The organism is Chitinophaga horti, assembly GCF_022867795.2.
Lineage (GTDB): Bacteria > Bacteroidota > Bacteroidia > Chitinophagales > Chitinophagaceae > Chitinophaga > Chitinophaga horti.
In genome coordinates, this window is the sequence record NZ_CP107006.1 from 5,365,940 (window position 1) to 5,388,805 (window position 22,866).

The following is a 22,866-nucleotide window of genomic DNA, read 5'->3' on the forward strand; positions in this document are numbered from 1 at the left end:
ACTACCAGTTGAACCAGCCCTTTTCCATACCGATGTAAATGCCATCGGGGCGTTGTTCAACGGGATATGTCTTAAGATAGAAGCCTTCGCCGCTGGTGTTGTAACCGTTCTTGAGCGCGAACTTATAGCGGTGCAGGGGGCACACCACGTTGCCGGTCGCATCGATATAGCCATCGTTCATGTGCGCGCCGGCGTGGGGACATTTATGAGCAAAGGCATATAACTGGTCCTGGTACCGGGTAACGCAGATCTTTTTGCCGTTCACGTCCTGAACGGTAATGACTGCCTCGGCGGCGAGTGTATCGTCCGCATCGGCTACGCGGTGCCAGTTATATTCCTTTGCCATGAATTGTTAGAAGAAAAATTCAGATTTGTACGGGTAGCGTTCGCGGTACAACTGGGTCACTTTCTCGAGAATGGTAGCCCGCAGCTCCTCTACATTACGACGCTCTGTCGCCGAAATGAACACGCAGTTACCCTGCGACTTATCATTCCACATTTGTTTCAGTTGCGCCAATATATCCTGCTTCACTTCATCGGCCAGCCACTCATCGAAGGTGTTCTTTTCGTAGAGGTCCATCTTGTTAAAGATCAACACGGTGGGCTTTTCAAAGGCCTTCAGCTCCTGCAGCGTCCTGTTTACTACCTCGATCTGGTCTTCATACTGCGGATGCGAAATGTCGACCACATGCAGCAGGATGTCACTTTCGCGCACCTCATCCAAAGTAGACTTAAAGCTTTCTACCAGGTGGTGAGGCAATTTGCGGATGAAACCTACAGTATCGCTTAACAGGAAAGGCGTTTGCTCAAACACCACTTTGCGGGTGGTGGTATCGAGGGTCGCAAACAGCTTATTCTCTGCAAATACTTCACTTTTACTGAGCAGGTTCATCGTGGTCGATTTACCTACGTTAGTGTAGCCCACCAGGGCCACGCGAATAAATTCGCCGCGGTCCTTACGCTGGGTAAGTGCCTGCTTGTCGATCTCGCCGAGGCGGCGACGCAGTAAAGCAATTTTATCCTTTACGATACGACGGTCCGTTTCGATCTCCGTTTCACCGGGACCGCGGGAACCGATACCACCACCCTGGCGCTCAAGGTGACTCCACATGCCACGCAGCCTCGGCAGAATGTACTGGTACTGGGCCAGCTCCACCTGCACCTTAGCCTGTGCCGTACGGGCACGGCGGGCGAAGATGTCGAGGATGAGGTCACTACGGTCAATCACTTTGATCTTCAACTCCTTCTGGATGTTGGAAATCTGTGAGCCGGTGAGTTCGTCATCGAATATAACCAGGTCGACGTTGCGGGAGGTAACGAACACGCGGATCTCTTCCAGCTTACCCTTGCCCACAAACGTGGCACGGTCCGGATGGGCAAGTTTCTGCGTAAAGCGTTTAACGGTTTCGGCGCCGGCAGTTTCTGCCAAAAACGCCAGTTCATCAAGATATTCCTTTACCTGCGCTTCGGTTTGTTCCTTATGGATCACGCCTACCAGCACGGCACGCTCATTCTTGTTTACTACTTGTTGTTTATCTATCAATGTATTTAAAAAACTTTCCGCAAAGTTAGTACTTTTCCTCCTCCGGATCGATATCTATCCCGTGGCGGTCTCCTCCGAGGCTGTAATAGTTGTTCTCCTCGTCTTCTTCGCCAATCTCTTCCAGGTCGTCGTCCAGTTCTTCGCCGGGAACATCCAGGTCGTCCAGGTCTTCGTCACCTTCCTCGCGTTCGGGGCGAACAATGTCGCTGTTATCTTCCAGTTCGAAGTCGCGCAGCGGGTCGCCCAGTATTTCAAGGTCATCTTCCGTTACGTCAGCATCGCTTTCTTCGATATCGTCGCTGTTCAGCAGTGGCGCCAGGTCTTCTGGATCTTTACTGTCCGGCGCACCGCCCTGGCCGGTATGCTCTGCGTTGTTATAAATATCTTCGCTGGCAGGGTAGTGCGGATAGCCTTCTGTATTCTTTTTTTGCTTACTCATAGTCTAAGATTTTTGATTAAAGTCCGGGTAATTGACCCCTAAAACCATTCCATAAACAACCGCGGGCGTAGCCTGGTTGAATAATAGCATGAAATGTACAAGAGATGGGTGCAGCTGTGGAAAAGATGCGACTGTTTTACAGCCGGCTCTGCCAGTACGCAGGGTGCCGATTTTACCGGTAAGGCTACATTTCCTACATTTATCGCATCAATAAAATCTAATGACCATGCGAAAAACGCTTTTTTTGGCAGGCATGCTTTTTATCCAATTCGATAGTATGGCACAGCAAAAAATGACGCCCGAGTTGTTATGGCAGCTCGGAAGGGTAGGCGGCGAAACGCTCTCCGCCGATGGAAAAACGGTGATTTACGGTGTGAGCCGTTACAACCTGGCTGAAAATAAAAGTGAAAGAAACCTGTACGCAGCCCCCATCGAAGGTGGCCCGGCCAAACAACTCACCAGCACACCCGGCGGCGAATCCGGCGCGCAGGTGCTGGCCAACGGAAAAATCGGCTACAGCCTGAAAGGACAGTGGTGGGAAATGAACGCTGATGGCAGCAACCCGGTACAAAAAACTAGCTACGACGGCGGCATGCAAAACATCCGCTTGTCGCCCGATGGCAAATTCATTCTCTTTTCTAAAGAAGTGAAGGTCGATAAAGTGAGTGGTAAAGACTTTCACCCTGACCTTCCAAAATCCAACGCACAGATTTACACCTCGCTGAACTACCGCCACTGGGATACCTGGGAGGATGGTAACTATAGCCATGTGTTTTATGCGCCTTATAATGACGGGCAACTGGGCGAACCGGTGGATATCATGGCCGGTCAGCCTTACGACTGCCCGCAGATGCCTTCCGGCGGCGCCGAAGATTTCATTTGGGCGCCCGATGGCAAAAGCATCGTGTACGTATGCAAAAAGAAACACGGCACCGAATATGCCGTTAGCACCAATACCGACATTTATCAATACGACCTGGCCAGCAAACAGACTACAAACCTGTCTGACGGCATGGCCGGTTACGACGTTGCCCCCGCTTTCAGCCCGGACGGCAGCCGCCTGTTGTGGCTCAGCATGGCGCACGACGGCTTCGAGGCTGATAAGAACGACGTGATCGTATATGACCTCAAATCAGCCCAAATTCATAACGCCACGAAAGACTGGGACGGCACTGCCGGCGGCGCTACCTGGAGCAAAGATGGCAAAAAGATCTTCTTCCTCGCTGTGATCAAAGGCACCGAGCAACTGCTGGAAATCAGCCTGCAAGCGAAGGTCGAATTAACCGGCGCAAAACACATCCGCCAGGTAACGAAAGGCCAGTTCGATGTAAACGGCATTGTAGGCGAAGCGGGCAACAACCTTGTAGTTAGCCGCGCTGATATGAACCACGCCGCCGAACTGTTTACCGTCAACCTGAAAACAGGCGCTATGCAGCCCGTTACCAAAGAGAACGAAAGCATTTACAATAAACTGTCGCAAAGCAAAGTGGAAGAGCGCTGGGTAAATACTACGGACGGCAAAAAGATGCTCGTATGGGTCATCTACCCGCCTGACTTCGACGCGACTAAAAAATATCCTACGCTGTTGTATTGCCAGGGCGGTCCGCAGTCGGCCGTGTCGCAGTTCTATAGCTTTCGCTGGAACTTTCAGCTGATGGCGGCGCAGGGCTACATTGTGGTAGCACCTAACCGTCGCGGTATGCCGGGCCATGGCGTAGAGTGGAATGCGAGCATCAGTAAAGACTGGGGCGGACAGCCGATCCGCGATTACCTGAGCGCAATCGACGACGTGGCTAAAGAGCCTTTCGTAGATAAAAGCCGCCTGGGTGCGGTAGGCGCAAGCTACGGCGGGTATTCCGTTTATATGCTGGCTGGCGTTCATGAAAAACGTTTCAAAAGTTTCATCGCCCATGACGGCTTGTTTGATCTGCGCAGCTGGTACGGCACCACGGAAGAATTGTGGTTCGCCAACTGGGACATCGGCGCGTACTGGGATAAGGCGAACGCCAAAAGTTACGAGCAGTTCAACCCGAGCAACCTCGTTGCCAGCTGGACTTCGCCGATCATGATCGTACAGGGTGGCATCGACTTCCGCGTGGGCATTGAGCAGGGCTTACAGGCGTTCCAGGCGGCACAGCTGCGCGGTATCAAAAGCAAGCTGCTGTACCTGCCCGAAGAAAACCATTGGGTGCTGAGCGCGCAAAACGCGATCGTTTGGCAACGTGAGTTCTTCGGTTGGCTGAAAGAGACGTTGTAACCAGCTTTGAATCGCTATTTGGCCGCCGTTGTGTCACTCACTTCAGCGGCATCTTACTATTCGGCGTTGTGGGAAAGATAGTGAGAAGCAAAGAGCGCTACCCAACTCCGTCATGGCGAGCGAAGCGCGGCCAACCTCGTGTATAGTCTTCGCACCAGTGTTTCATGGTTGCCCGGCGTTACTGTCTCGAAGACTGAAGCGGAGGTTCGCTTCATTTCATTCGCGATGACGGTGGGGGGCGACTTGGCCTTAAGATCAAACAATTTAATTTTCATACACGGACTGACTAAAAAGGTTTTAGTCAGTCCCCTTCCACCTCAAAAACCTTCCCGTTATGTTTAAAACGCTCGAATTTTCCGTGGCGGACAACATTGCCACTATTACGCTTAATCGCCCCGAAGTTTACAATGCTTTTGACGATACACTCAGCTACGAGCTACAGGACGCGCTGAAGCAGGCCGATAAAGATTCTGCCGTACGTGCCCTCGTGATCACCGGCGCCGGTAAAGCCTTTTGCAGCGGCCAGGATTTGAAAGCTGCCATGGGTGCAGGTAAACGTAACCTGAGCGAATCGCTTCACAAACGTTACAACCCGATCATACGGGCTATTCGCAACATGCCGAAACCGGTGATCTGCAAACTGAACGGCGTGGCGGCGGGTGCAGGCTGCTCGCTGGCCCTGGCCTGCGACGTGATCATCGCCTCCGAGGCCGCCTCCATGGTAGAAATATTCATCAACATCGCCCTCGTGCTCGACTCCGGCTCATCCTACTTCCTGCCACGCACCGTAGGCTACCACCGCGCGTTTGAGCTGGCGACAAAGGCCACCAAACTCACCGCCGGCGAAGCCCTTGGGATGGGATTGATCAATAAAGTAGTTTCCGCCTCGGAACTGGACGCCGTTGTCGTCGAAGAAGCCCGCTTTTACGCCAACGCCCCCACGAAAGCCATTGCCATGATGAAAAAGATGCTCACCAAAGGCATGACGGAAGACTTGGATACGGTGTTGGATTATGAAGCGTATTGCCAGGAGATTGCGGGGAATACGGCCGATAACCTGGAGGGAATACAGGCTTTCCTGGAAAAGCGGAAGCCCGAGTTTAAAGGCGCTTAGGTATTGCGAATATTTGATGTAAAGGGATACTAAGGTATCCAGGAAAAGCGAAAGCCAGCGTTTAGAGCGCCCGGACCAACATCTCCGTTGAACAGGCATCCTGTGCAGAGATCATCGTACCGCATACGTCCCTTGAAAAACTTCCAGCGATGAAAACTGCGCTTATAAAAAAAGCCCGCTCCAGAAGAGCGGGCTTTCCAATATCATTAAGGCAACCCTTACAGGCCGCTCAAGCAAATACCGATGGAATAAGGAAATGCTTCCTGGCCGGTGTTGTTTTTAAACACAGAACTGAAGCCGTAAGAACCGAGCACCGCCCAGTTACCCCAGCCTACGCGGGCCGTAGCAGCATATCTCCAGGTATTGAAGAAACGTTTGTTCTGCTCCTTCAAAATATTCTTTTCGCCACCCAGGCTGGCTTTAGACTTCGTGTGTGCGTTCAGCAGCATACCCACTTTAGCACCGATGGCCGCTTTGAAACCTTTGTTTGCGTTATCGGGAACGCCACGGAAACGAAGCTCCAGGGGTACGTCTACGTAAGTGGTCATCACTTTATACTTAGAAAAAGCGGTGGTATTTACATAGTTTACCTGCTGAGAGTTACCGTTTGACATATCAATTTTCTGATCGTCGAGGAAAATACTGCTGGTACCGATGCCCAAACCGCCTGCAAAGCTGATATGATCTTTCAAGGGAATATCGTACATCAGGTATACGTTAACGCCACGGGAAAATCCTGTCACACGGGCACTGTCGGCACCGGCCCAGTTGTCATAAGTCAGCTGGAGCATGAAGAAATCCCTGGAATAGCGGGCCCTGTTGGCGACACTGGATGTAGTCGAGCTGGAAGTGGTGCTGGTATTGTTATCCTGTGCGAATACGCCGAAAGAAACCGCCATCAGACTTAACGTAAAGAGTATTTTTTTCATAATATGTTTAAAGCTTATCGAAAAGAATATTAGGCAAATTTAATGGAATGCAAACAACCAAAGGTTAAAATATTGCAAAAATATCTATGGAATAATGAACAGCCCCGTTCATTTTATTTCCCTTAACTTACGCACTTTCAGTTTTCCCCAGCCTATTTCTACCGTCCGGCAACTTTTGTAACACCTACAAAACTTTAATGATGAAGATCATTAAAAGCCCTGTGCTTATTGTATTGATCGTTGCCACCTTGTCCATGTCCTGGTTTACGTATAAGATTATCGTAGCCAATCAAAAAGCAATGGAATGCGGCGAACAGGTACGCCGGTCCGACGAAAAAATGCGGCTCCTGCACGCCATTTATCAACATCATACGACGCTCAACGCGTCGATGAACGGCTTTGTGGCTGCGCTGGACACTGTTCCGGCAAGGCATACGTCTGCCGCCGGTTTACACGACCACTTCTCGCAACTGCGCGAACTTTCCGCATCCTCCTTACAGGAAGCGCGGGCAGATTCTTTGCAAACGCTCATGCACGAACGTTTACAGCTGGACCACTCCATCCGTCAGGCAGCCGTAACATCGCCTGAAAAAGCCATAGCAGCCATGCAGGATACAGGGCGGGTGCAGCTGCTGCAGTCCATCGCCGATGTGCACAGGCGTCTGCTCGACGGGGAGCGCCTTTTGATGGACCGGCATATTGCGAACAACCGGTTTTTCGCCAATAAAGTGTATAACCTTTCCCTGGCGGGCAGCATCATCGCACTCCTTTTCGTCACCATCGGCATATTGCGCTTTGCGTTTGAATATGCGCGGGCCAAGAGCGCGGAAAACAAATTGCGTAACAGCGAAATCAAGTACCGCCGCCTCATCGAGGATGCGGAAGTAATCATGTACACGACGAACCTCGCCGGTTACTTCACGTATATCAGCCCGAAAGTAGAAAGCATTACCGGCCATACCAACACGGAGTTGCAGGGCAAACATTACCGCCTGTTCCTCGACGACACCACGCAGCAGGAACTTGCCACGCACTACGAAACTCAGGTGCGCAACCAGCTGTCAAGCACCACCAAAGAGTTTCGCATCCGCAGGAAAGACGGCCGGCAGATTTGGGTAGAACAGCACGCCACACTCATGTGGGAACGCGATCAGCTCACCGGCTTCCAGTGCATTGTTAAGGATATTGATGAAAAGAAACGCATCCAGGACGAGCTGCGCCAGTCGCAGCAGGAACAGAACAGGATACAACTGCTGTTGCAATCGATCCTCGATAACACGACCACCATCGTGTTCATTAAAGATCTCGATGGCCGGTACCTGCTGATCAATAAACAGTTCGAGGAGAAATATCATGTGACGGCCGACGCGCTCATTGGCCGTAACAATAATGAACTGCCGCCACCCTTCGACGTATTGCGCGATACCGCCACCGACCTGGATGTGCTGCGTATGGAAGCGCCCGTAAAGCTCGAACACAACATCGTGTACGCGGGCAAGAAGTATTATTACACGACGACTAAGTTTCCCCTGCGCGATCATGAAGACCGGGTGTTTGGGGTATGCGGCATCTCTACCGACATATCACACCGCATCGAACATGAACAGCAGCTGATTGCCGCCAAGCGCTCTGCAGAAGCGGCCAAACGCGCGCAGGAAACGTTTATGGCCAACATGAGCCACGAGATCCGTACGCCGATGAACGGGATTATCGGCATGACCAACCTGCTGCATCAAACACCGTTGCAGGCGCAACAAAAAGAATTTCTCGACGCCATTAAAGACTCTGCCAACAATTTACTCGTAATTATAAATGACATCCTCGATTTCTCTAAGATCAAATCAGGAAAAATGGCGATTGAGCAAACCAACTTCGACATACGCTACGTGGTACGCAAAACGCTATATCCTTTTGTGCACAAGGCCCATGAAAAGGGGCTGGAGCTTGCCTGCCGGGTAGATGAGGCCGTGCCCTCCCATTTGTTGGGCGACCCCGTACGTTTGCGGCAGGTGCTGGATAATTTACTGAGTAACGCCATCAAATTTACGGAGAAAGGATCGATTTCCTTGTCTGCCGGCCTGCGCACCATCGACGACACGCAAGCCACCATCTGCTTCGAAGTGCGGGACACGGGCATCGGCATCCCGCAGGAAACAATCGGAGAAGTGTTCGATAGTTTTACGCAGTCACATGCAGGCACCGATCGTAAATACGGCGGCACAGGGCTGGGCCTCGCCATCTGTAAACAGCTGGTAGAGCTGCAACAAGGGCACATCACTTTGGAAAGTACGGTGAGTAAGGGCACCAGCATCCGTTTCGACATCCCTTATACGCGTAATTTGTTTTCCGCACCCGAGCAGGAAGATGTACACGAATTGCCGGTAGTTTCTTTGAAAGGACGTGAGCTGCTCGTCGTAGAAGATAACATCATCAACCAGAAAGTAGCCATCTACACCCTGCAAAAGGCCGGCGCGAAGGTAGATGTGGTAAGCAATGGCGCCGAAGCAGTAGATAACGTGAAAGAAAAAGAATACGACTGCATTCTCATGGACATCCAGATGCCCGGTATGGACGGCTACAAGGCCACAGCGCTCATCCGCGAGATGGGCTACACTACGCCAATTATTGCTATGACGGCCTCGGCGATCAATGGGGAACGGGAAAAGTGTGTACGGGCGGGCATGACGGACTACATTTCTAAACCCTTTATCCCCGAAGAACTGTATAGGAAAATACAGGAAAGTATTATACGCACGGCGCGCAGCCTGCAAAGCAAAGCCGCCATCCTGGAACACGCAGAACCGATGACACTCATCGACACACACTACCTGCAGGCGCTCGGGGAAAACAATCGTGACTTTTTAATAGATGTGGTGGAAATGTTCCGGCAACGCTCCGACTATTTACTACACGAAATGCTCGATTTCGCCAGGAAAGAAGACTGGCCTGCCGTAGCCCGCGGCTCCCGGCAGCTGCGCGCAGAACTGAACACGATCCGTATTGTGCCGATGATCGCATTGTTACTGCAAATCGAAGAGAATGCCACAAACCGCGAACATACCAAAACGATCATCGAAGATATACAGGAGGTAATTAAATTATACGAGGAGGCGGATGACATTTTGAGAGAGGAAATCGCTTTAAGAAATTAAAAGTGACTCCGCCGGGGACAAGGGCAACGAAAAGTAAAAGCGACTGCCTTTGCCCTCGGTGCTTTCTACCCCTATTTTGCCGCCCTGCGCCTCGATGAACTCCCGCGCAATGGCCAGCCCCAACCCGCTGCCCTTTTGACTTTCCATACCCGGCACCTGGAAAAAACGCTCGAATATCTTTTGCTGGAACGCCACCGGTATACCCATCCCGTTGTCGGCCACGCTAAACACAAGTGTGTTATCTACCGGCTGTAAGGCCAGTTGAATTACACCCTGCTGCGGCGAATACCGGATCGCGTTCGTGAGCAGGTTCACCAGCACCCAAGCCGCCTTCTCCGCATCAGCAGTAATTGCAGGCAGATGATCATCGGGCACATAATTGATCGTTACCTGCTGCTCATCCGCCTGCCGCTGCACTGCTGCCAGTGCGTAATCCACAATGCCAGCGGGTTTTACGGAACGGATCTGTAACTGGATGTTGCCACTTTCCACCCGGGAAAAATCCAGCAGGTCGCTCACCATTTTGATCATACGGCGATTATCCTGCTTTAAACTATCCAGCAGCTCTCGCTGGTCGGTGGATAATGGGCCGGTGCGCTCGTCTTCTAACAAACGTAAACTGAAATCTGAAGCGGCCAAAGGCGTTTTTAACTCGTGGGAGATGGTGGCGATAAAATGAGTTTTCGCGATATCCTGTTCTTTAAAAGTAGTGATGTTCCGGAGGATGATGACGTAGCCGATGCGCTGCCCGTCCTGCATAATATCCGCCATTTCACGGGTGAAAAAACTCTCTTTTCCATCTACCACGATCTTCAGGGGCACGTTGCTCGTTTCGGTAACGAGGTAACGCAGCAGATCGTTTCGCTGCGCGATTTCGCTGGCGGTGCGGCCAGGCAGCTCGCCCTCACCAAGGTTAAGAAGTTGCAAGGCTTGTTTGTTGGCGAACAACACGACATCGTTCACATCAAAACCGATGGTCGCATCTTTCAAACTGCTCACCACGGCTTCCGCACGTTGCTTCTCGAACAGGATGCGCGCGAGGTTGCTATGTTCATATTCATCCAGCCGCTGCGCCATGATATTGAACGCGTTGGCCAGGTCGCCAAACTCGTCGCCGGATTTGAAATGCAGGCGCTGGCTATATTGTTTATTGGCAATACCTTTAATGCCTTCAGTTAACTTTTGAATGGGATCGGCAATATAGCCGGGGAAATTGTATACGAACGTAATGCCCAGCAACAAGCACACGCCGCTGATAATGGCGATGTATACCAAGGCGGTTTCGGCCGTTTTACCGGCACGTTCGTTCTTCCGCACGATGGCCCGCATGTTCAAATCCATCAGCTTGTCTATTTCCTGTCGAAGCGCTTTGGCGACAATAGGCGATAACTGCGGGGCGCCTGCTGCACTTTTGTAAAAAATGGAAATGCTCATCGTGACCTGGGCCTCACCCGGCTCTGTTACGTTCTCCTGCTGTTTGGCCAGTGCTGTTTCGAAGCGCGTGGCGTTGGGCCAGTTGTTTAACGCCCATAACATCTCCCGGCTGTACTCCAGCGATTCGTAGTTATCCTCCAATACCATCCGGGCCTCGTTGTTCAGCCGCGTGAGGTAATAATAACCGACTACGCTGACCAGTATCAGCATAAAAAACAAAAACAGCACACCGGCCGTGATCTTCGATTTAAGCCCGGACTTACTCATGACAGGATAACGATATCGGTTTCATTGGAAGATAAGGTTTTTAACAGCTGGTTGAAAATATTCGTACGCAATATAAGCCGGAACAGGCTGATATGCGGCTTACCGATACAAACAGTCGTAATATCCCGCTCCTTTACCGTACGAATGATCGCTTCGGCTATGTTGGCATCCTGCACCTGTATCACCTCCGCCCCCAGTTCTGTAGCCAGTTTCATGTTGTTGATCAGATGCCGCTGCAAGGCCAGGTTAATACGCCCTGTACTCTCTGCCGGTGTTTGCACGTATAACACACGCCAGTCGGCATGGTAGTACGCGGCCAGCCTGGCGGTTTTACGAATAACTTTACGGGCAATTTCATCGTTGGTGGAAATACAGGCCAGGAAACGTTCGTGGCGCATCTGCTGACCACGGGGCACTTCGGTTTCTACCTTACGCTCTACCTGCGACGCCACTTCCTTCAGCGCCAGCTCCCGCAGCTGTAATATCTTTTCTGACTGAAAAAAGTTTTTCAGCGCCGTTTCGACTTTCGACGCTTCGTAAATCTTGCCTTCTTTTAAACGGGTGATGAGCTCATCGGCGGTTAGATCGATGTTCACCACTTCGTCTGCCATCTGCAACATTTTATCGGGCACGCGTTCGGTTACCTCTACGCCCGTAATGGCTTTCACATGGTGATTAATGCTTTCAATATGTTGAATATTGACTGCCGATATTACGTTGATGCCGGCCTTCAACAGCTCCACTACATCCTGCCAGCGCTTTTCGTGCCGGCTGCCGGGGATGTTGGTATGTGCCAGCTCATCTACGATCACCCAGTCCGGGGCAAGCAACAGCAGGGCGTTCAGGTCCATTTCCTCCAGCAGTTTGCCTTTATAAAACACCTGCCGCCGCGGCACCACGGGTATGCCGGCCAACAGGGCCTGTGTTTCCCGGCGGCCGTGCGTTTCCACGAAACCGACCTGGATGTTTACACCACTTCGCAGCAGGCCATGCGCCTCCTGCAACATCCGGTAGGTTTTGCCCACGCCGGCGCTCATGCCTATGTAAATTTTAAACTTACCCTGCGGGCGGTGTAAAACGTGCATCTGATGTTGATTTAAAATGCAAATACCGGCCCCGTTCAACACGAGGCCGGCAAGCAAAAATTATAAGCGGAAGCTGGCCGCAACCGTTAGCCTGTTTTCCATTTTACGCAGGTCGGGACGCCAGTTGTTGGTCGGCGTATCTACCCAGCCATCAGGCGAAGTGGTACCGCCGCGACCAGCGAAATAAGGCACGTTTGCACCGCGATAGCCGTACTCCATCCTGAACGTTACGTGGTCGTTAGGCATTACGTCGAAGGTGGCGCAGAACTGGCCTATGTTCAGCTTTTGTTTCGGATCGGCTTCCATCGCATCGGTGTAGTCGTTAGGTGCTACGGGCGATGGAGAATAAGCCAGGTAAGCCGTGGGGTTGGTCATAATATCTCCCCGAAGTGTAAGCGCCAGCTTGTTTTTCGCAAACCAGAAACGGTTCGCCAGCGAGGTACCTGCCATGTACTGATCCTTCGGTTTGGCTCCGTCACCATCCTGGAAACCGTAGTGGTTGTTCAGGCTCAAAGCCGCCTGGGAAATGAAGCCGCCGCCTGTCCTGTTTTTGAAGTAGCGGTACACAATGCTGTTATCGTGGTGAAAGCGCGAACGGGTGCTGTTGCGCGTATCTTTACCGGCGAGATAAAAGTTGGCTACCAGCTGCAGGTTTTCATTCGGGCGGTAATAGGTGGAGCTACCAAAACCGATGCGCTGGTTCCAGCTGTTATAACTTTGCCAGCCATTTAACAACCATACTTCGGTCCTCAGTTTTTTAGAGGGGAACATCTGAACACGCGCACCGGTAAAATAGAACGGCGTAAATTCACACACCGCACTACGCTGGTAGCTCCAGTTCTCGCCCAGCACAAAACTTTCCAGACCAATGTAGCTCATAAAAATACCCATCTCCACATTGATGCCGTACCACTTGTTAAAGTGATAACCCGCCGCTGCTTCGCGGATGTAGTTCAGGTTGTTGATGTTGGTGTTGCGACCATGGCCCACGGAGCCGTCCAGGTCCTGCACGATAGAGCCCATCTGCCCGTATTGCAGCCAGAGGCGGCCGATGATGTTTTTATAATTGGTTTCCAGCCCAACGCTTGCCATGTTGATCGTAAACTCGTTGCTGCGGCCGATGGACGATGATATCGTATGGGTATTGTCGATCGGCCGGTTAAAGTCGTAGTTGTAATAAGCGTCCATGTAAGCAACGCCCGTAAGGATCGTTTCGCCGTTTTTGTCTTTCAGCGTTAACGGAAAATCGGTTTGCCTGTTTTGACCGTTCACCCAGCTAAGGTCCATTCCCTCGAACGGAATTTTTGGTTTGATGGTGTCCTGCGCGGCGGCCGTTGTACACATGGCAGCGATGATGGCTGCACTAATCATTACTCGTTTCATAAAACTATATAGGTCAGATAAAAAATTGTTTTGATGCTGATACGATACCGGTGCGCTATGCCATATGCGGCACAGCGCACGGTACCTAAGGTTTTCCAGGATAGATGTTGTTGCACTTTCCAGGTCGGCGCCGGGAGCCATTGCCGCTCAGCATGCGAGGCGGCAATGACCACAGGGCGCAAAACAGGGTTCATGGATAGTAAATTATCAAACGCTATTTTGATATAGATGACAGGGCGTCCAGCGCGATATTCAGCTGCAGGATGTTGACGGTGGATGGGCCGAGCAGTCCGAGTAATGGTGCCTGCACATGCGACTCCACCAGCTTATTGATTCTTTCCTGCGGGATGCCGCGTATTGTGGCAATGCGGGCTACCTGCACATAAACCGCTGCCGGCGACAGGTGCGGATCGAGACCACTGGCAGAAGCCGTCACCAGTTCCACCGGCACGTCGTCGCGCTTTACGCCCGGGTTATGTGCCAGGAAGGTGTCGATACGTTCCGCCACTACTTTGAGATAGTCGGCGTTACTGGCGCCTTTGTTAGAACCACCCGAACCGGCCGCGTTATAATTCACTGCGGACGGACGGGAATAGAAGTATTTATCTTCCGTAAAACTTTGCCCCACATTCGCAAAGCCTACCACTTTACCGTTTACGGCTACCGTTTCGCCATTGCCTCCGCCTTTGCTCATTTTACCTACCGCTGCGATCAGCAGGGGATACATGACCGCTAACAACACAATAAGTACAGCGGTGAGACGAACAGCGGGCATTAAGTATTTTTTCATCCTGATAATGATTTAGAAAATTAGAAGAACAGCGCCATCAACATATCAATCAGCTTGATGCCGATAAATGGCGCTACGATACCACCGATACCATACACGAACAGGTTGCGGCGAAGCAGCGCACTGGCCCCGATCGGACGGTAAGCCACGCCTTTCAGCGCCAACGGTATCAGTATGGGAATAATGATCGCGTTAAAGATCACGGCAGAAAGAATGGCCGACTCCGGACTATGAAGGTGCATCACATTCAATCCCTGCAAAGCGGGAATAGAAGCGATGAACAACGCCGGCACGATCGCAAAGTATTTGGCCACGTCGTTAGCAATGGAGAACGTAGTGAGCGTGCCGCGCGTCATCAGCAACTGTTTGCCGATTTCTACGATCTCAATCAGTTTGGTGGGATCGTTGTCGAGGTCCACCATGTTACCGGCTTCTTTTGCGGCCTGTGTTCCACTGTTCATGGCCACGCCCACATCCGCCTGCGCCAGGGCCGGCGCATCGTTGGTACCGTCGCCCATCATGGCCACCAGGCGTCCTTCCTGCTGTTCCTGTTTGATGTAGCGCATTTTATCTTCCGGCTTTGCCTCTGCGATAAAATCGTCGACGCCGGCTTTAGCAGCGATGTATTGTGCGGTAAGCGGGTTGTCGCCGGTGACCATCACGGTTTTCACCCCCATCCTTCTTAAGCGTTCGAAACGCTCCTGGATGCCGGGTTTGATAATGTCCTGTAATTCAATCACCCCTTTCACCTCGCCGTTGAGCGCTACTACCAGTGGAGTACCGCCGTCTTTTGAAATTTGCTCCACTCTCTCCTTTGTTTCTACAGGAAAGGAGTGGCCAGACTTTTCGGCCAGCTGGCGGATGGCGTCGTATGCGCCTTTGCGCACTTTAGTACCGTTAGGCAAGTCGATACCACTGCTGCGGGTTTCGGCGGTGAATTGTACCATCGTGGCATCTTTCACGCTCAGTTTATTCACGACCTCTTTACCTGCCAGTTCTACGATAGATTTACCTTCAGGCGTTTCGTCCGACAGGGAACTAAGTGCGCACAACTCTACGAACGCCTGTTGTGACAGTCCGTTCGTTGCGTAAAAATTGGTGGCTTTACGGTTACCGATGGTGATCGTACCTGTTTTGTCCAACAGCAGTACGTCCAGGTCGCCGGCGGTTTCTACGGCTTTACCGGATTTAGTGATCACGTTGGCGCGCAGTGCCCTGTCCATACCGGCAATACCGATAGCAGACAGCAAACCGCCGATGGTAGTGGGTATCAGGCAAACAAACAAAGAGATGAAGGCGGCAATGGTGATTGTTGTATTCGCATAATCCGCGAAGGGTTTCAGCGTTACACATACGATGATGAACACCAGTGTAAAGCTGGCCAGCAGGATCGTTAAAGCAATTTCATTCGGCGTTTTCTGGCGGCTGGCACCTTCTACGAGTGCGATCATTTTATCCAGGAAGGATTCACCGGCTTCGGTGCTTACACGTACTTTGATGCGATCGCTCAGTACTTTGGTACCGCCTACCACGCTGGATTTGTCGCCACCCGCTTCGCGGATCACCGGTGCGCTTTCGCCGGTGATGGCCGATTCATCTATGCTCGCGAGACCTTCTACAATCTCACCATCCGCAGGGATAATGTCGCCTGGTTCGCAGAGAAACACATCTCCTTTTTTAAGTTGAGCGGAAGAAACGGTGGTAATACCATTTGCGGATACCAGTTTGGCCGGTGTTTCTTCACGGGTTTTGCGTAAGCTTTCTGCCTGCGCTTTACCGCGTGCTTCTGCGATCGCCTCTGCGAAGTTGGCGAACAGCACGGTGAGGAACAACACGATCAGCACAATGACGTTATAGGCGAGTGAGCCTTGGGAAGTATCGCCGGTGAATAGTGTGTAGGCCGTAACGACCAGCATTACCAGGGTTCCCAGCTCCACCATAAACATCACGGGGTTTTTGATCATGAGCCTTGGGTTCAGTTTCACGAAAGACTGCACCAGGCTTTCTTGCACCAGCGCTTTCGGAAATAATTTATTTTCATTTTTCATGATTGCCTCAGTTATAACATTGAGAAATATTCGGCCAGCGGACCTAACGTAAGCGCAGGGAAGAAGGCCAGGGCGGCAGTGATCACGATCACGGCGAACGTCATCATACCAAAAGTGGCAGTGTCTGTACGCAGCGTACCAGCCGATTCGGGCACGTACCTTTTCTGTGCGAGTATGCCTGCAATCGCCACCGGACCAATGATCGGCAGGAAGCGGGAAACGATCAGCACTATACCCGTCGTCACGTTCCAGAACACGTTATTATCTGTTAACCCTTCGAAGCCGGAACCATTGTTCGCGCTCGCGGAAGTGTACTCGTACAACATTTCGGAGAAGCCGTGATAGCCGGGATTATTCAGCCAGCTGCCCGGCTGCGTAGCCCAGCCGGCCCCCACTCCGTGCGATAATACATAAGAGGAGAGGGCGGTGCCCACCAGTATGAGGAAAGGGTGTAACAGTGCGATGATCGCTGCAATCTTTACTTCGCGTGCCTCTATCTTATGCCCCATAAATTCAGGCGTACGACCGACCATTAGTCCGGCAATGAATACCGCGATAATGATAAAGACGAAGTAGTTGAGAATACCGACACCGCATCCACCGTAAAAAGCATTCGTCATCATCGACAACATTTGCAGCATGCCCGAAACAGGCATCGTGCTATCGTGCCAACCATTTACAGAACCGGTAGAAATAACCGTCGTGATGATACTCCAATACCCCGTAGCGGCCGGACCAAACCGCACTTCTTTACCTTCCATGGCGCCGGTGGCCTGGCTGATGCCCATTTTCGCAATGGCCGGATTACCGCCGACTTCCGATATAACCGTAGGTATCAAAAGACAGAGAAACCCGATCGTCATCACCCCGAAAATGATCCAGGAGAGTTTACGGCGTTGTATAAAAAACCCGAAAGCGAAAATCATGGCGATGGGTATGATCGACTGCGCAAGCATCTCCACAATATTGGTGAAGTAGCTTGGGTTCTCCAGCGGATGCGCGGAGTTGGCCGCATACCAGCCCCCACCGTTCGTTCCCAGGTGTTTGATCGCCACAAAAGCGGCTACCGGTCCGCGTGACACATTCACCGTATCGCCCTGCAGCGACACATACTGCCCTTTACCATCCAGGCCGGAAGGCATACCGTTGAAAGCAAATACAATGGCCAGCAGGATGGAGATCGGCAATAATATGCGCGTGATCGATTTAACGAAATACTGCCAGAAGTTGCCCAGCTGCGTGGTCGTCTTTTCTTTCAATGCTTTAAACACCACAACCACGGCGGCCATGCCTGTGGCGGCACTCACGAACTGGAGAAACGCGAGTACAAAAATTTGTGTGAGATAAGTAACCCCCGTTTCGCCGGAGTAGTGCTGCAGGTTACAGTTCACCATAAAACTGATGGCGGTATTAAAGGCCAGATCTGGCGTTTGTGCCGGGTTACCGTCTGGATTGAGCGGTAATTTGTCCTGGAACATCAACATAAAAAAGGCATACACAAACCAAACGAAGTTAATGGTGAGCAGGGCTTTTAAATGCTGCTTCCAGTTCATTTCCTCGTTGGGATTAATACCCGCGAGTCTGTAAATCCCCTTTTCGAGCGGCGTTAAAAAGTCGGTCAGCGTGCGTTGCCCGAGATACACCTTTGCGATGTATTTACCGAGCGGTATGGCAATGATCACCGAAAGGAGGAAGGTGACGATAATGCCTGTTATTTCTGTATTCATGATAGTTGGCGTTTAGAAATTTTCCGGCTTTAACAGCACATACAGCATGTAGCCAAAAACCAGGATCGAGAGGATAAATAATGCGGTCATCATGGCTTTTAAATTTTTTCGAAGTAATCCACTGTTCTGAAAAAGATCACGAAGCAGGCGGCGCCCGCCACCAGGAGAAGGATCGTTAGCATAGTTTTATATTTGATGATGTTGGATGCGCACCTGTTGTAGCGGCAGTGGCAGTAACTCGTTCAGCTTTTGCTGATGTGTGTCTACCAGCGGAGAAAGGCCGTAGATGTACACGTTTTCGATTGCATTCTTCAACAGGTTGCTACCGTTGCGGTACAGCACACCCGCTATGCGGAAGCACCTGCCGGCTTCCTGCAACTGCCCCTTTTGCACTAGTGTGCTGGTATATTCCATAAAAGCATGTATCACTTTGGATACGCTGTTGCCGCGGGCTGCTGTGAATGCAGGCAGCTGCTGGTGAATAAGTTCCGGGATACGTTCGTCGGGTATCATGTTGTTTTGATTTATGCTGGATAAGCCAGCCAAGTGCCAATGTGCCAACAAACAGCACTAAGTTTCTGGCTATCAATAGCTAATAATATTTTTAAGGAGTAGTTCTTTACTGGCGGATACCAGCCACCCTTCAGAAATGGTAGGGTGGTTTTCCAAATCCGCATGGTACGTTTCTTTGGGAGGCTCGAATAACATGGCCGTACAAAGGCAGTTCTTAAACTGCTTGCTTTCGAGGATGCCGTAGTTCACACAGCTTTTACAACCCTTCCAGAAGGCGGTATCGTGCGTAATTTCGTCGTAAGGAACAGGCGTGTAACCCAACTTGCTGTTGATCTTCATTACTGCCGAACCGGTGGTGATGCCGAACAGTTTCGCCTGCGGGTACAGGAAGCGGCACAGGTCGAACAATCGTTGTTTGAGTTGAGCCGCCACACCCAAACCGCGGAAGGCCGGTGGTACGATTAGACCGCTGTTGCTTACGAAACGTCCCTGATCATACACTTCCAGGTAAGTAAAGCCCGCCCAAACACCGTCTTTCGTAAAAGCGATGATGGCTTTGCCTTGTCGTATTTTTTTCTTTATCGCTTCCGGATCACGTTTACTGATGCCTGTGCCGCGCGCTTTCGCGCTGGCTTCCATTTCGGCCACGATGGGCAGGGCAAAATCAAGATCGGCCGCGTTGGCGATGCGAACGATCATGTCCGCCGAAGGAAGAGGTTCCATGGTTTAGCTAAGCTTTAATTGTTGGTGAATGAACATGCGGTATAAATGCGATGGAATGATGGAGTAGAGTTTAATGCGTTGTGCTGCGTCCTTTACAGGCAGTGCAGACACGACCGGCATGAAATATTGTTCGATAGCATACTTCACTTTTTCGTTACCCCGTTCGTACAGGCGACCTGCGAGTTGCAGGCAACGCCCCGCCAGCGCAAAGTCGCCACGCGTTACCTGCCTGCAGGTGTATACGGTAAAACAGCTCATTGTTTCGTAAATGTGAAACACCGCCGGGAACTGGCGCAAAGGTTTGCTGAGTTCAGGCAGCGCATCTTCTATCATAGCGGGTACTTCAAATTGATTGATCATTTTCGTTCGTTTTACTGTTGAAAAACTTTTACCAGTAGTTGTGCTACCAGCGATGCGATAAAGAGACCTGCCAGCAGGAAGTACATGAAGTAAGGGTGCCTCGGCGCCGGCCTGTACCGCGGCCGTGAATACCTGGGCCGCATCATCAGTTTCGGTTTCATGATCTAATGTTTGGGAGTAGATGCCAAATGATGTTCCGAAGGAGGCGGTTCGCCTGTATCGTCTTGCTTACCAAACAGATAGGAATTTTCTTTCGTCTTACGGGGGTGCCTGACCGTGCAGTTTCTGCATGGTGTTTTCAGTTTTAGGAAGGGGGTAAACCTCTATACGGTTTAATAAGTACATCTTTAAACCTCGATCCGGATTATCTCACAAGGGTGTAAACCTATTTTAGGACGTGACACTCGGATAACTCTCACATAACTCTCACATAACTCTCACATAACTCTCACATAACTCTCACATAACTTAAACGCAACTTTTTTTGCGACAATTGCGACATTCAGCGGTAGTTACGACGACTGGCGACACATTGCGACAGACACGATGGAAACGCTTTTTTTACATCGTATATTTGTAAAAGTTCGTGATGAAATGTAAGGTACTACGGTCCAGCTCCATCCGGTCATCACAAACGCAGTGAAGTGAACCTGCCGTGCAGTCTCCGCACCAGTACTTGTCGGCGGCGTTGCTAACGCGAAGACCGAGTACGAAGAAGGATTCACTTTGTTACCAATGACGAATATGAGATGCGATGAAGAGTGTAAGCTAATAAGCAGGTGAAATAGCACCCCAACCGTTGAAGTGAGTGACACAACGGCGGCTGAGGAAAGGGCTGAAGCTGGTGCCCTAAGAATGGATACTGTACTCTTTGAGTTTGTTGTAAAGGGTGGTGAGGCCGATATCCAACAGCTCGGCGGCTTTGGTTTTATTGCCTTTGGTGTGTTGCAGGGTTTTGATGATGTGCTGTTTCTCGACGTCGGCCAGTTTGAAGCCGTTGCCCGTTCCGGGATGCTGCTCCCAATGGAAATCGATGGGCAGGTCTACCGGCTCCAGGGTAGCACTATCGGCCAGGATGATTGCGCGCTCGATGACGTTGCGCAGTTCGCGGATGTTGCCTTTCCAGTGGTGGTGTTGCAACGCGGTCATAAACGGTTCGCTCATACCCTCTACGTGTTTGTTCAGCTTGGGTGCCAGGGAGGAAATGAAGAAATGGGCCAGCTGCGGAATGTCTTTCCTCCGCTCGTTAAGCGAAGGCAGTTTAATGGTGAAGGACGAGAGGCGGTAATACAGGTCCGCCCGAAAGTGACCCTGCTCTATTTCCGTTTCCAGGTTGCGGTTGGTGGCGGCGATAATGCGGATATTGACTTTCACAGGCTTAGCGTCACCTACTTTATAAAACTCGCGGGTTTCGAGTACCCGTAGCAGTTTGGCCTGCAGCTCCATCGGCATCTCGCCTATTTCGTCGAGGAAGATGGTGCCTTTGTTGGCCTCTTCAAGAAAGCCGGTCCGGTCTTTATTGGCGCCGGTGAACGCGCCGGCCTTGTAGCCAAACAGTTCGCTCTCCAGCAGCTCTTTACCAATAGCGCTACAGTTAACGGCTACGAAGGGCTGCGTACGCCGCTCGCTGCCCTGGTGAATGGATTGTGCGAATACTTCTTTACCAGCGCCGGTTTCGCCGAGTAGCAGCACAGTAACATCCGTAGCAGCCACTTTCTGCGCTAACGCAATAGCAGCCTTTATTTCGGCACTCTGACCAATGATATTATCAAAGCCATATTTGCCGGAGATCTTCTTCTCCAGCGCCTTTACACGGAACTGTAACAGCGATTTGTCCATCGCTTTGCTCACGAGGGGAATAATGCGGTTGTTATCGTCGCCCTTCGTAATATAGTCGAACGCACCGTTGCGAATGGCCTGTACACCATCGGGGATGTTACCGTAAGCGGTGAGCACGATCACTTCAGTTTCGGGGTACTTTTGTCGCAGGGTAACGACCATTTCAACACCATTGGCGTCGGGCAGTTTAACGTCGGAGAGGATGACCTGCACTTCTTCGCGCTCCAGCAACTTGAGGGCATTACGGCCGTTAGCCGCTTCGAGTATAGTATACCCTTCGAGGGCTAATAAACGCCCCATCAGCTTGCGCAACTGCTCTTCGTCGTCGATAATCAGGATGGTACCTTTTGCCATAGTGCGGTAAAGATGTGGCAACAAAGGTAAGTGAACCGGGGACAAACAAAAAAAACGGGAGCTCAAGGCCCCCGTCCCAACTACACTACTACACTGGTTAAAAAAGTTTCCGTTTACAGATTATTGCTTGGCTAGGGACGGGGACTTGATGGTTTTTCCAGGACTTGGGTTAAACAAGGCGTTTATAGAACTAGGTTCTTTTTTCTGTTTTCTGGTTCCGCTTCACGGAAATTGCACCTAATACCGATGCCAGCAGGCCAAGGATACCATTTACAAACAACACGTTACTTACCAGAAATATCCAGAAGCCTTGCTTTTTATACGGGCTGGTATCACTGATCGTATTACCATCCGACGGAACTCCGCCGCTACCCAACGGCTCAACCGCCAGGTGAAAAATGATGGTAAATGCAGATACAATGATAATGGCCCAGGTAGCAGTGTGTAAGCCCATCTTCACGAGGGAAGGAATGGACGCGCCGCCGCCTTTTACTTTATTAAAATGGATCACGGAGAACAGTACGCCCAAAAACATGATGAGGTGTACGAAATAGCCGGTCCACAGGTTATCGAACTGACTGGTGAGGTAGAATATGATCGTGAACACGATGGAAATGACGGCAATGGATATACCGTAAATGGGTGTTAATCTCGGCTGCGAATGATGGATTGTTTGCATAGCCTTTCTGTTTTATGGTGAACGAATCCGCTAGGAAGCCTTCCGTACCACCTGCTCCCTTCGGAACAGCTTGCGTTGCATATCGCCTATATCAGGCAACTGCTGCTTCTTCCTCTTCTGCAGCGCCGTAACAATGATGGCCAGCGCCGCCCCGGCCGCAAGGCCGCTCCACAACATGGTTTTTTGGTGCTTGTTCATAGCGTTCTTATATCAGTTTGTTAGCAACATTA

20 protein-coding genes are annotated in these 22,866 nt (G+C 51.2%); 3 read left to right on the forward strand and 17 right to left on the reverse strand.

Annotated features, from left to right (window positions below; genetic code table 11):
- Position 1: 1 nt before the first annotated feature.
- The 3 genes from MKQ68_RS21570 to MKQ68_RS21580 are packed head-to-tail and all read right to left on the reverse strand — an operon-like array spanning position 2 to position 1,982.
- Positions 2-346, reverse strand: coding sequence for a Rieske (2Fe-2S) protein (locus MKQ68_RS21570; RefSeq protein WP_244836226.1), 345 nt, complete (start codon positions 344-346; stop codon positions 2-4).
- Between the two features lie 6 nt (positions 347-352).
- On the reverse strand, positions 353-1,543 hold the full coding sequence (hflX, locus tag MKQ68_RS21575; RefSeq protein ID WP_264280902.1) for a GTPase HflX: 1,191 nt from the start codon (positions 1,541-1,543) through the stop codon (positions 353-355).
- 25 nt (positions 1,544-1,568) lie between these two features.
- A complete protein-coding gene (locus tag MKQ68_RS21580; RefSeq protein ID WP_264280903.1) occupies positions 1,569-1,982 on the reverse strand; it encodes a hypothetical protein in 414 nt (137 codons plus the stop codon).
- Positions 1,983-2,208: 226 nt separating this feature from the next.
- On the opposite strand from MKQ68_RS21580, the gene MKQ68_RS21585 reads away from it, so the two are divergent.
- Both MKQ68_RS21585 and MKQ68_RS21590 read left to right on the forward strand, forming a co-directional pair.
- A complete protein-coding gene (locus tag MKQ68_RS21585; protein WP_264280904.1) occupies positions 2,209-4,239 on the forward strand; it encodes a S9 family peptidase in 2,031 nt (676 codons plus the stop codon).
- 334 nt (positions 4,240-4,573) lie between these two features.
- The gene (locus MKQ68_RS21590; protein WP_264280905.1) at positions 4,574-5,353 is read left to right on the forward strand and encodes an enoyl-CoA hydratase-related protein; all 780 of its coding nucleotides are present in this window, start codon (positions 4,574-4,576) and stop codon (positions 5,351-5,353) included.
- A 218-nt stretch (positions 5,354-5,571) separates the two neighbouring features.
- Here MKQ68_RS21590 and MKQ68_RS21595 read toward each other — a convergent pair whose 3' ends face one another.
- Positions 5,572-6,282 carry a PorT family protein gene (locus MKQ68_RS21595; protein ID WP_264280906.1) on the reverse strand — a complete coding sequence of 237 codons (711 nt, stop codon included), beginning with the start codon at positions 6,280-6,282 and terminating at the stop codon, positions 5,572-5,574.
- Between the two features lie 200 nt (positions 6,283-6,482).
- Here MKQ68_RS21595 and MKQ68_RS21600 point away from each other — a divergent pair, with 200 nt between their 5' ends.
- Positions 6,483-9,434, forward strand: a complete 2,952-nt coding sequence (locus tag MKQ68_RS21600) for a PAS domain S-box protein (RefSeq protein ID WP_264280907.1) — start codon at positions 6,483-6,485, stop codon at positions 9,432-9,434.
- Here the strand turns inward: MKQ68_RS21600 and MKQ68_RS21605 are convergent.
- The 13 genes from MKQ68_RS21605 to MKQ68_RS21670 form a co-directional block, all read right to left on the reverse strand.
- A complete protein-coding gene (locus tag MKQ68_RS21605; protein ID WP_264280908.1) occupies positions 9,423-11,135 on the reverse strand; it encodes an ATP-binding protein in 1,713 nt (570 codons plus the stop codon). The two genes, MKQ68_RS21600 and MKQ68_RS21605, sit on opposite strands and share 12 nt — an antisense overlap.
- Positions 11,132-12,220 carry a universal stress protein gene (locus MKQ68_RS21610; RefSeq protein WP_264280909.1) on the reverse strand — a complete coding sequence of 363 codons (1,089 nt, stop codon included), beginning with the start codon at positions 12,218-12,220 and terminating at the stop codon, positions 11,132-11,134. The genes MKQ68_RS21605 and MKQ68_RS21610 overlap by 4 nt, the downstream gene beginning before the upstream one ends.
- Before the next feature lie 60 nt (positions 12,221-12,280).
- On the reverse strand, positions 12,281-13,603 hold the full coding sequence (locus MKQ68_RS21615) for a porin (RefSeq protein WP_264280910.1): 1,323 nt from the start codon (positions 13,601-13,603) through the stop codon (positions 12,281-12,283).
- A 214-nt stretch (positions 13,604-13,817) separates the two neighbouring features.
- The gene (locus MKQ68_RS21620; RefSeq protein WP_264280911.1) at positions 13,818-14,393 is read right to left on the reverse strand and encodes a K(+)-transporting ATPase subunit C; all 576 of its coding nucleotides are present in this window, start codon (positions 14,391-14,393) and stop codon (positions 13,818-13,820) included.
- 20 nt (positions 14,394-14,413) lie between these two features.
- Complete coding sequence (kdpB, locus tag MKQ68_RS21625) at positions 14,414-16,441, reverse strand: potassium-transporting ATPase subunit KdpB (RefSeq protein WP_264280912.1); 2,028 nt, start codon at positions 16,439-16,441, stop codon at positions 14,414-14,416.
- A gap of 11 nt (positions 16,442-16,452) precedes the next feature.
- Positions 16,453-18,168 (reverse strand): potassium-transporting ATPase subunit KdpA, encoded by a 1,716-nt coding sequence (kdpA, locus tag MKQ68_RS21630; RefSeq protein ID WP_264280913.1) that lies wholly within the window; start codon positions 18,166-18,168, stop codon positions 16,453-16,455.
- 186 nt (positions 18,169-18,354) lie between these two features.
- Entirely contained in the window at positions 18,355-18,681 is a 327-nt protein-coding gene (locus MKQ68_RS21640; protein ID WP_244836250.1) for a DUF7674 family protein, read from the reverse strand.
- Positions 18,682-18,753: 72 nt separating this feature from the next.
- The gene (locus tag MKQ68_RS21645; RefSeq protein ID WP_264280914.1) at positions 18,754-19,404 is read right to left on the reverse strand and encodes a GNAT family N-acetyltransferase; all 651 of its coding nucleotides are present in this window, start codon (positions 19,402-19,404) and stop codon (positions 18,754-18,756) included.
- Positions 19,405-19,407: 3 nt separating this feature from the next.
- Positions 19,408-19,764: a DUF7674 family protein gene (locus MKQ68_RS21650; RefSeq protein ID WP_244836253.1), complete on the reverse strand. Its 357-nt coding sequence runs from the start codon at positions 19,762-19,764 to the stop codon at positions 19,408-19,410.
- Positions 19,765-19,775: 11 nt separating this feature from the next.
- Positions 19,776-19,925: a hypothetical protein gene (locus MKQ68_RS21655; RefSeq protein ID WP_244836254.1), complete on the reverse strand. Its 150-nt coding sequence runs from the start codon at positions 19,923-19,925 to the stop codon at positions 19,776-19,778.
- Between the two features lie 688 nt (positions 19,926-20,613).
- Positions 20,614-21,957, reverse strand: coding sequence for a sigma-54-dependent transcriptional regulator (locus MKQ68_RS21660; protein WP_264280915.1), 1,344 nt, complete (start codon positions 21,955-21,957; stop codon positions 20,614-20,616).
- A gap of 190 nt (positions 21,958-22,147) precedes the next feature.
- Positions 22,148-22,636 carry a hypothetical protein gene (locus MKQ68_RS21665; protein ID WP_264280916.1) on the reverse strand — a complete coding sequence of 163 codons (489 nt, stop codon included), beginning with the start codon at positions 22,634-22,636 and terminating at the stop codon, positions 22,148-22,150.
- A gap of 30 nt (positions 22,637-22,666) precedes the next feature.
- Complete coding sequence (locus tag MKQ68_RS21670; protein WP_244836256.1) at positions 22,667-22,834, reverse strand: hypothetical protein; 168 nt, start codon at positions 22,832-22,834, stop codon at positions 22,667-22,669.
- Positions 22,835-22,866 lie beyond the last annotated feature (32 nt).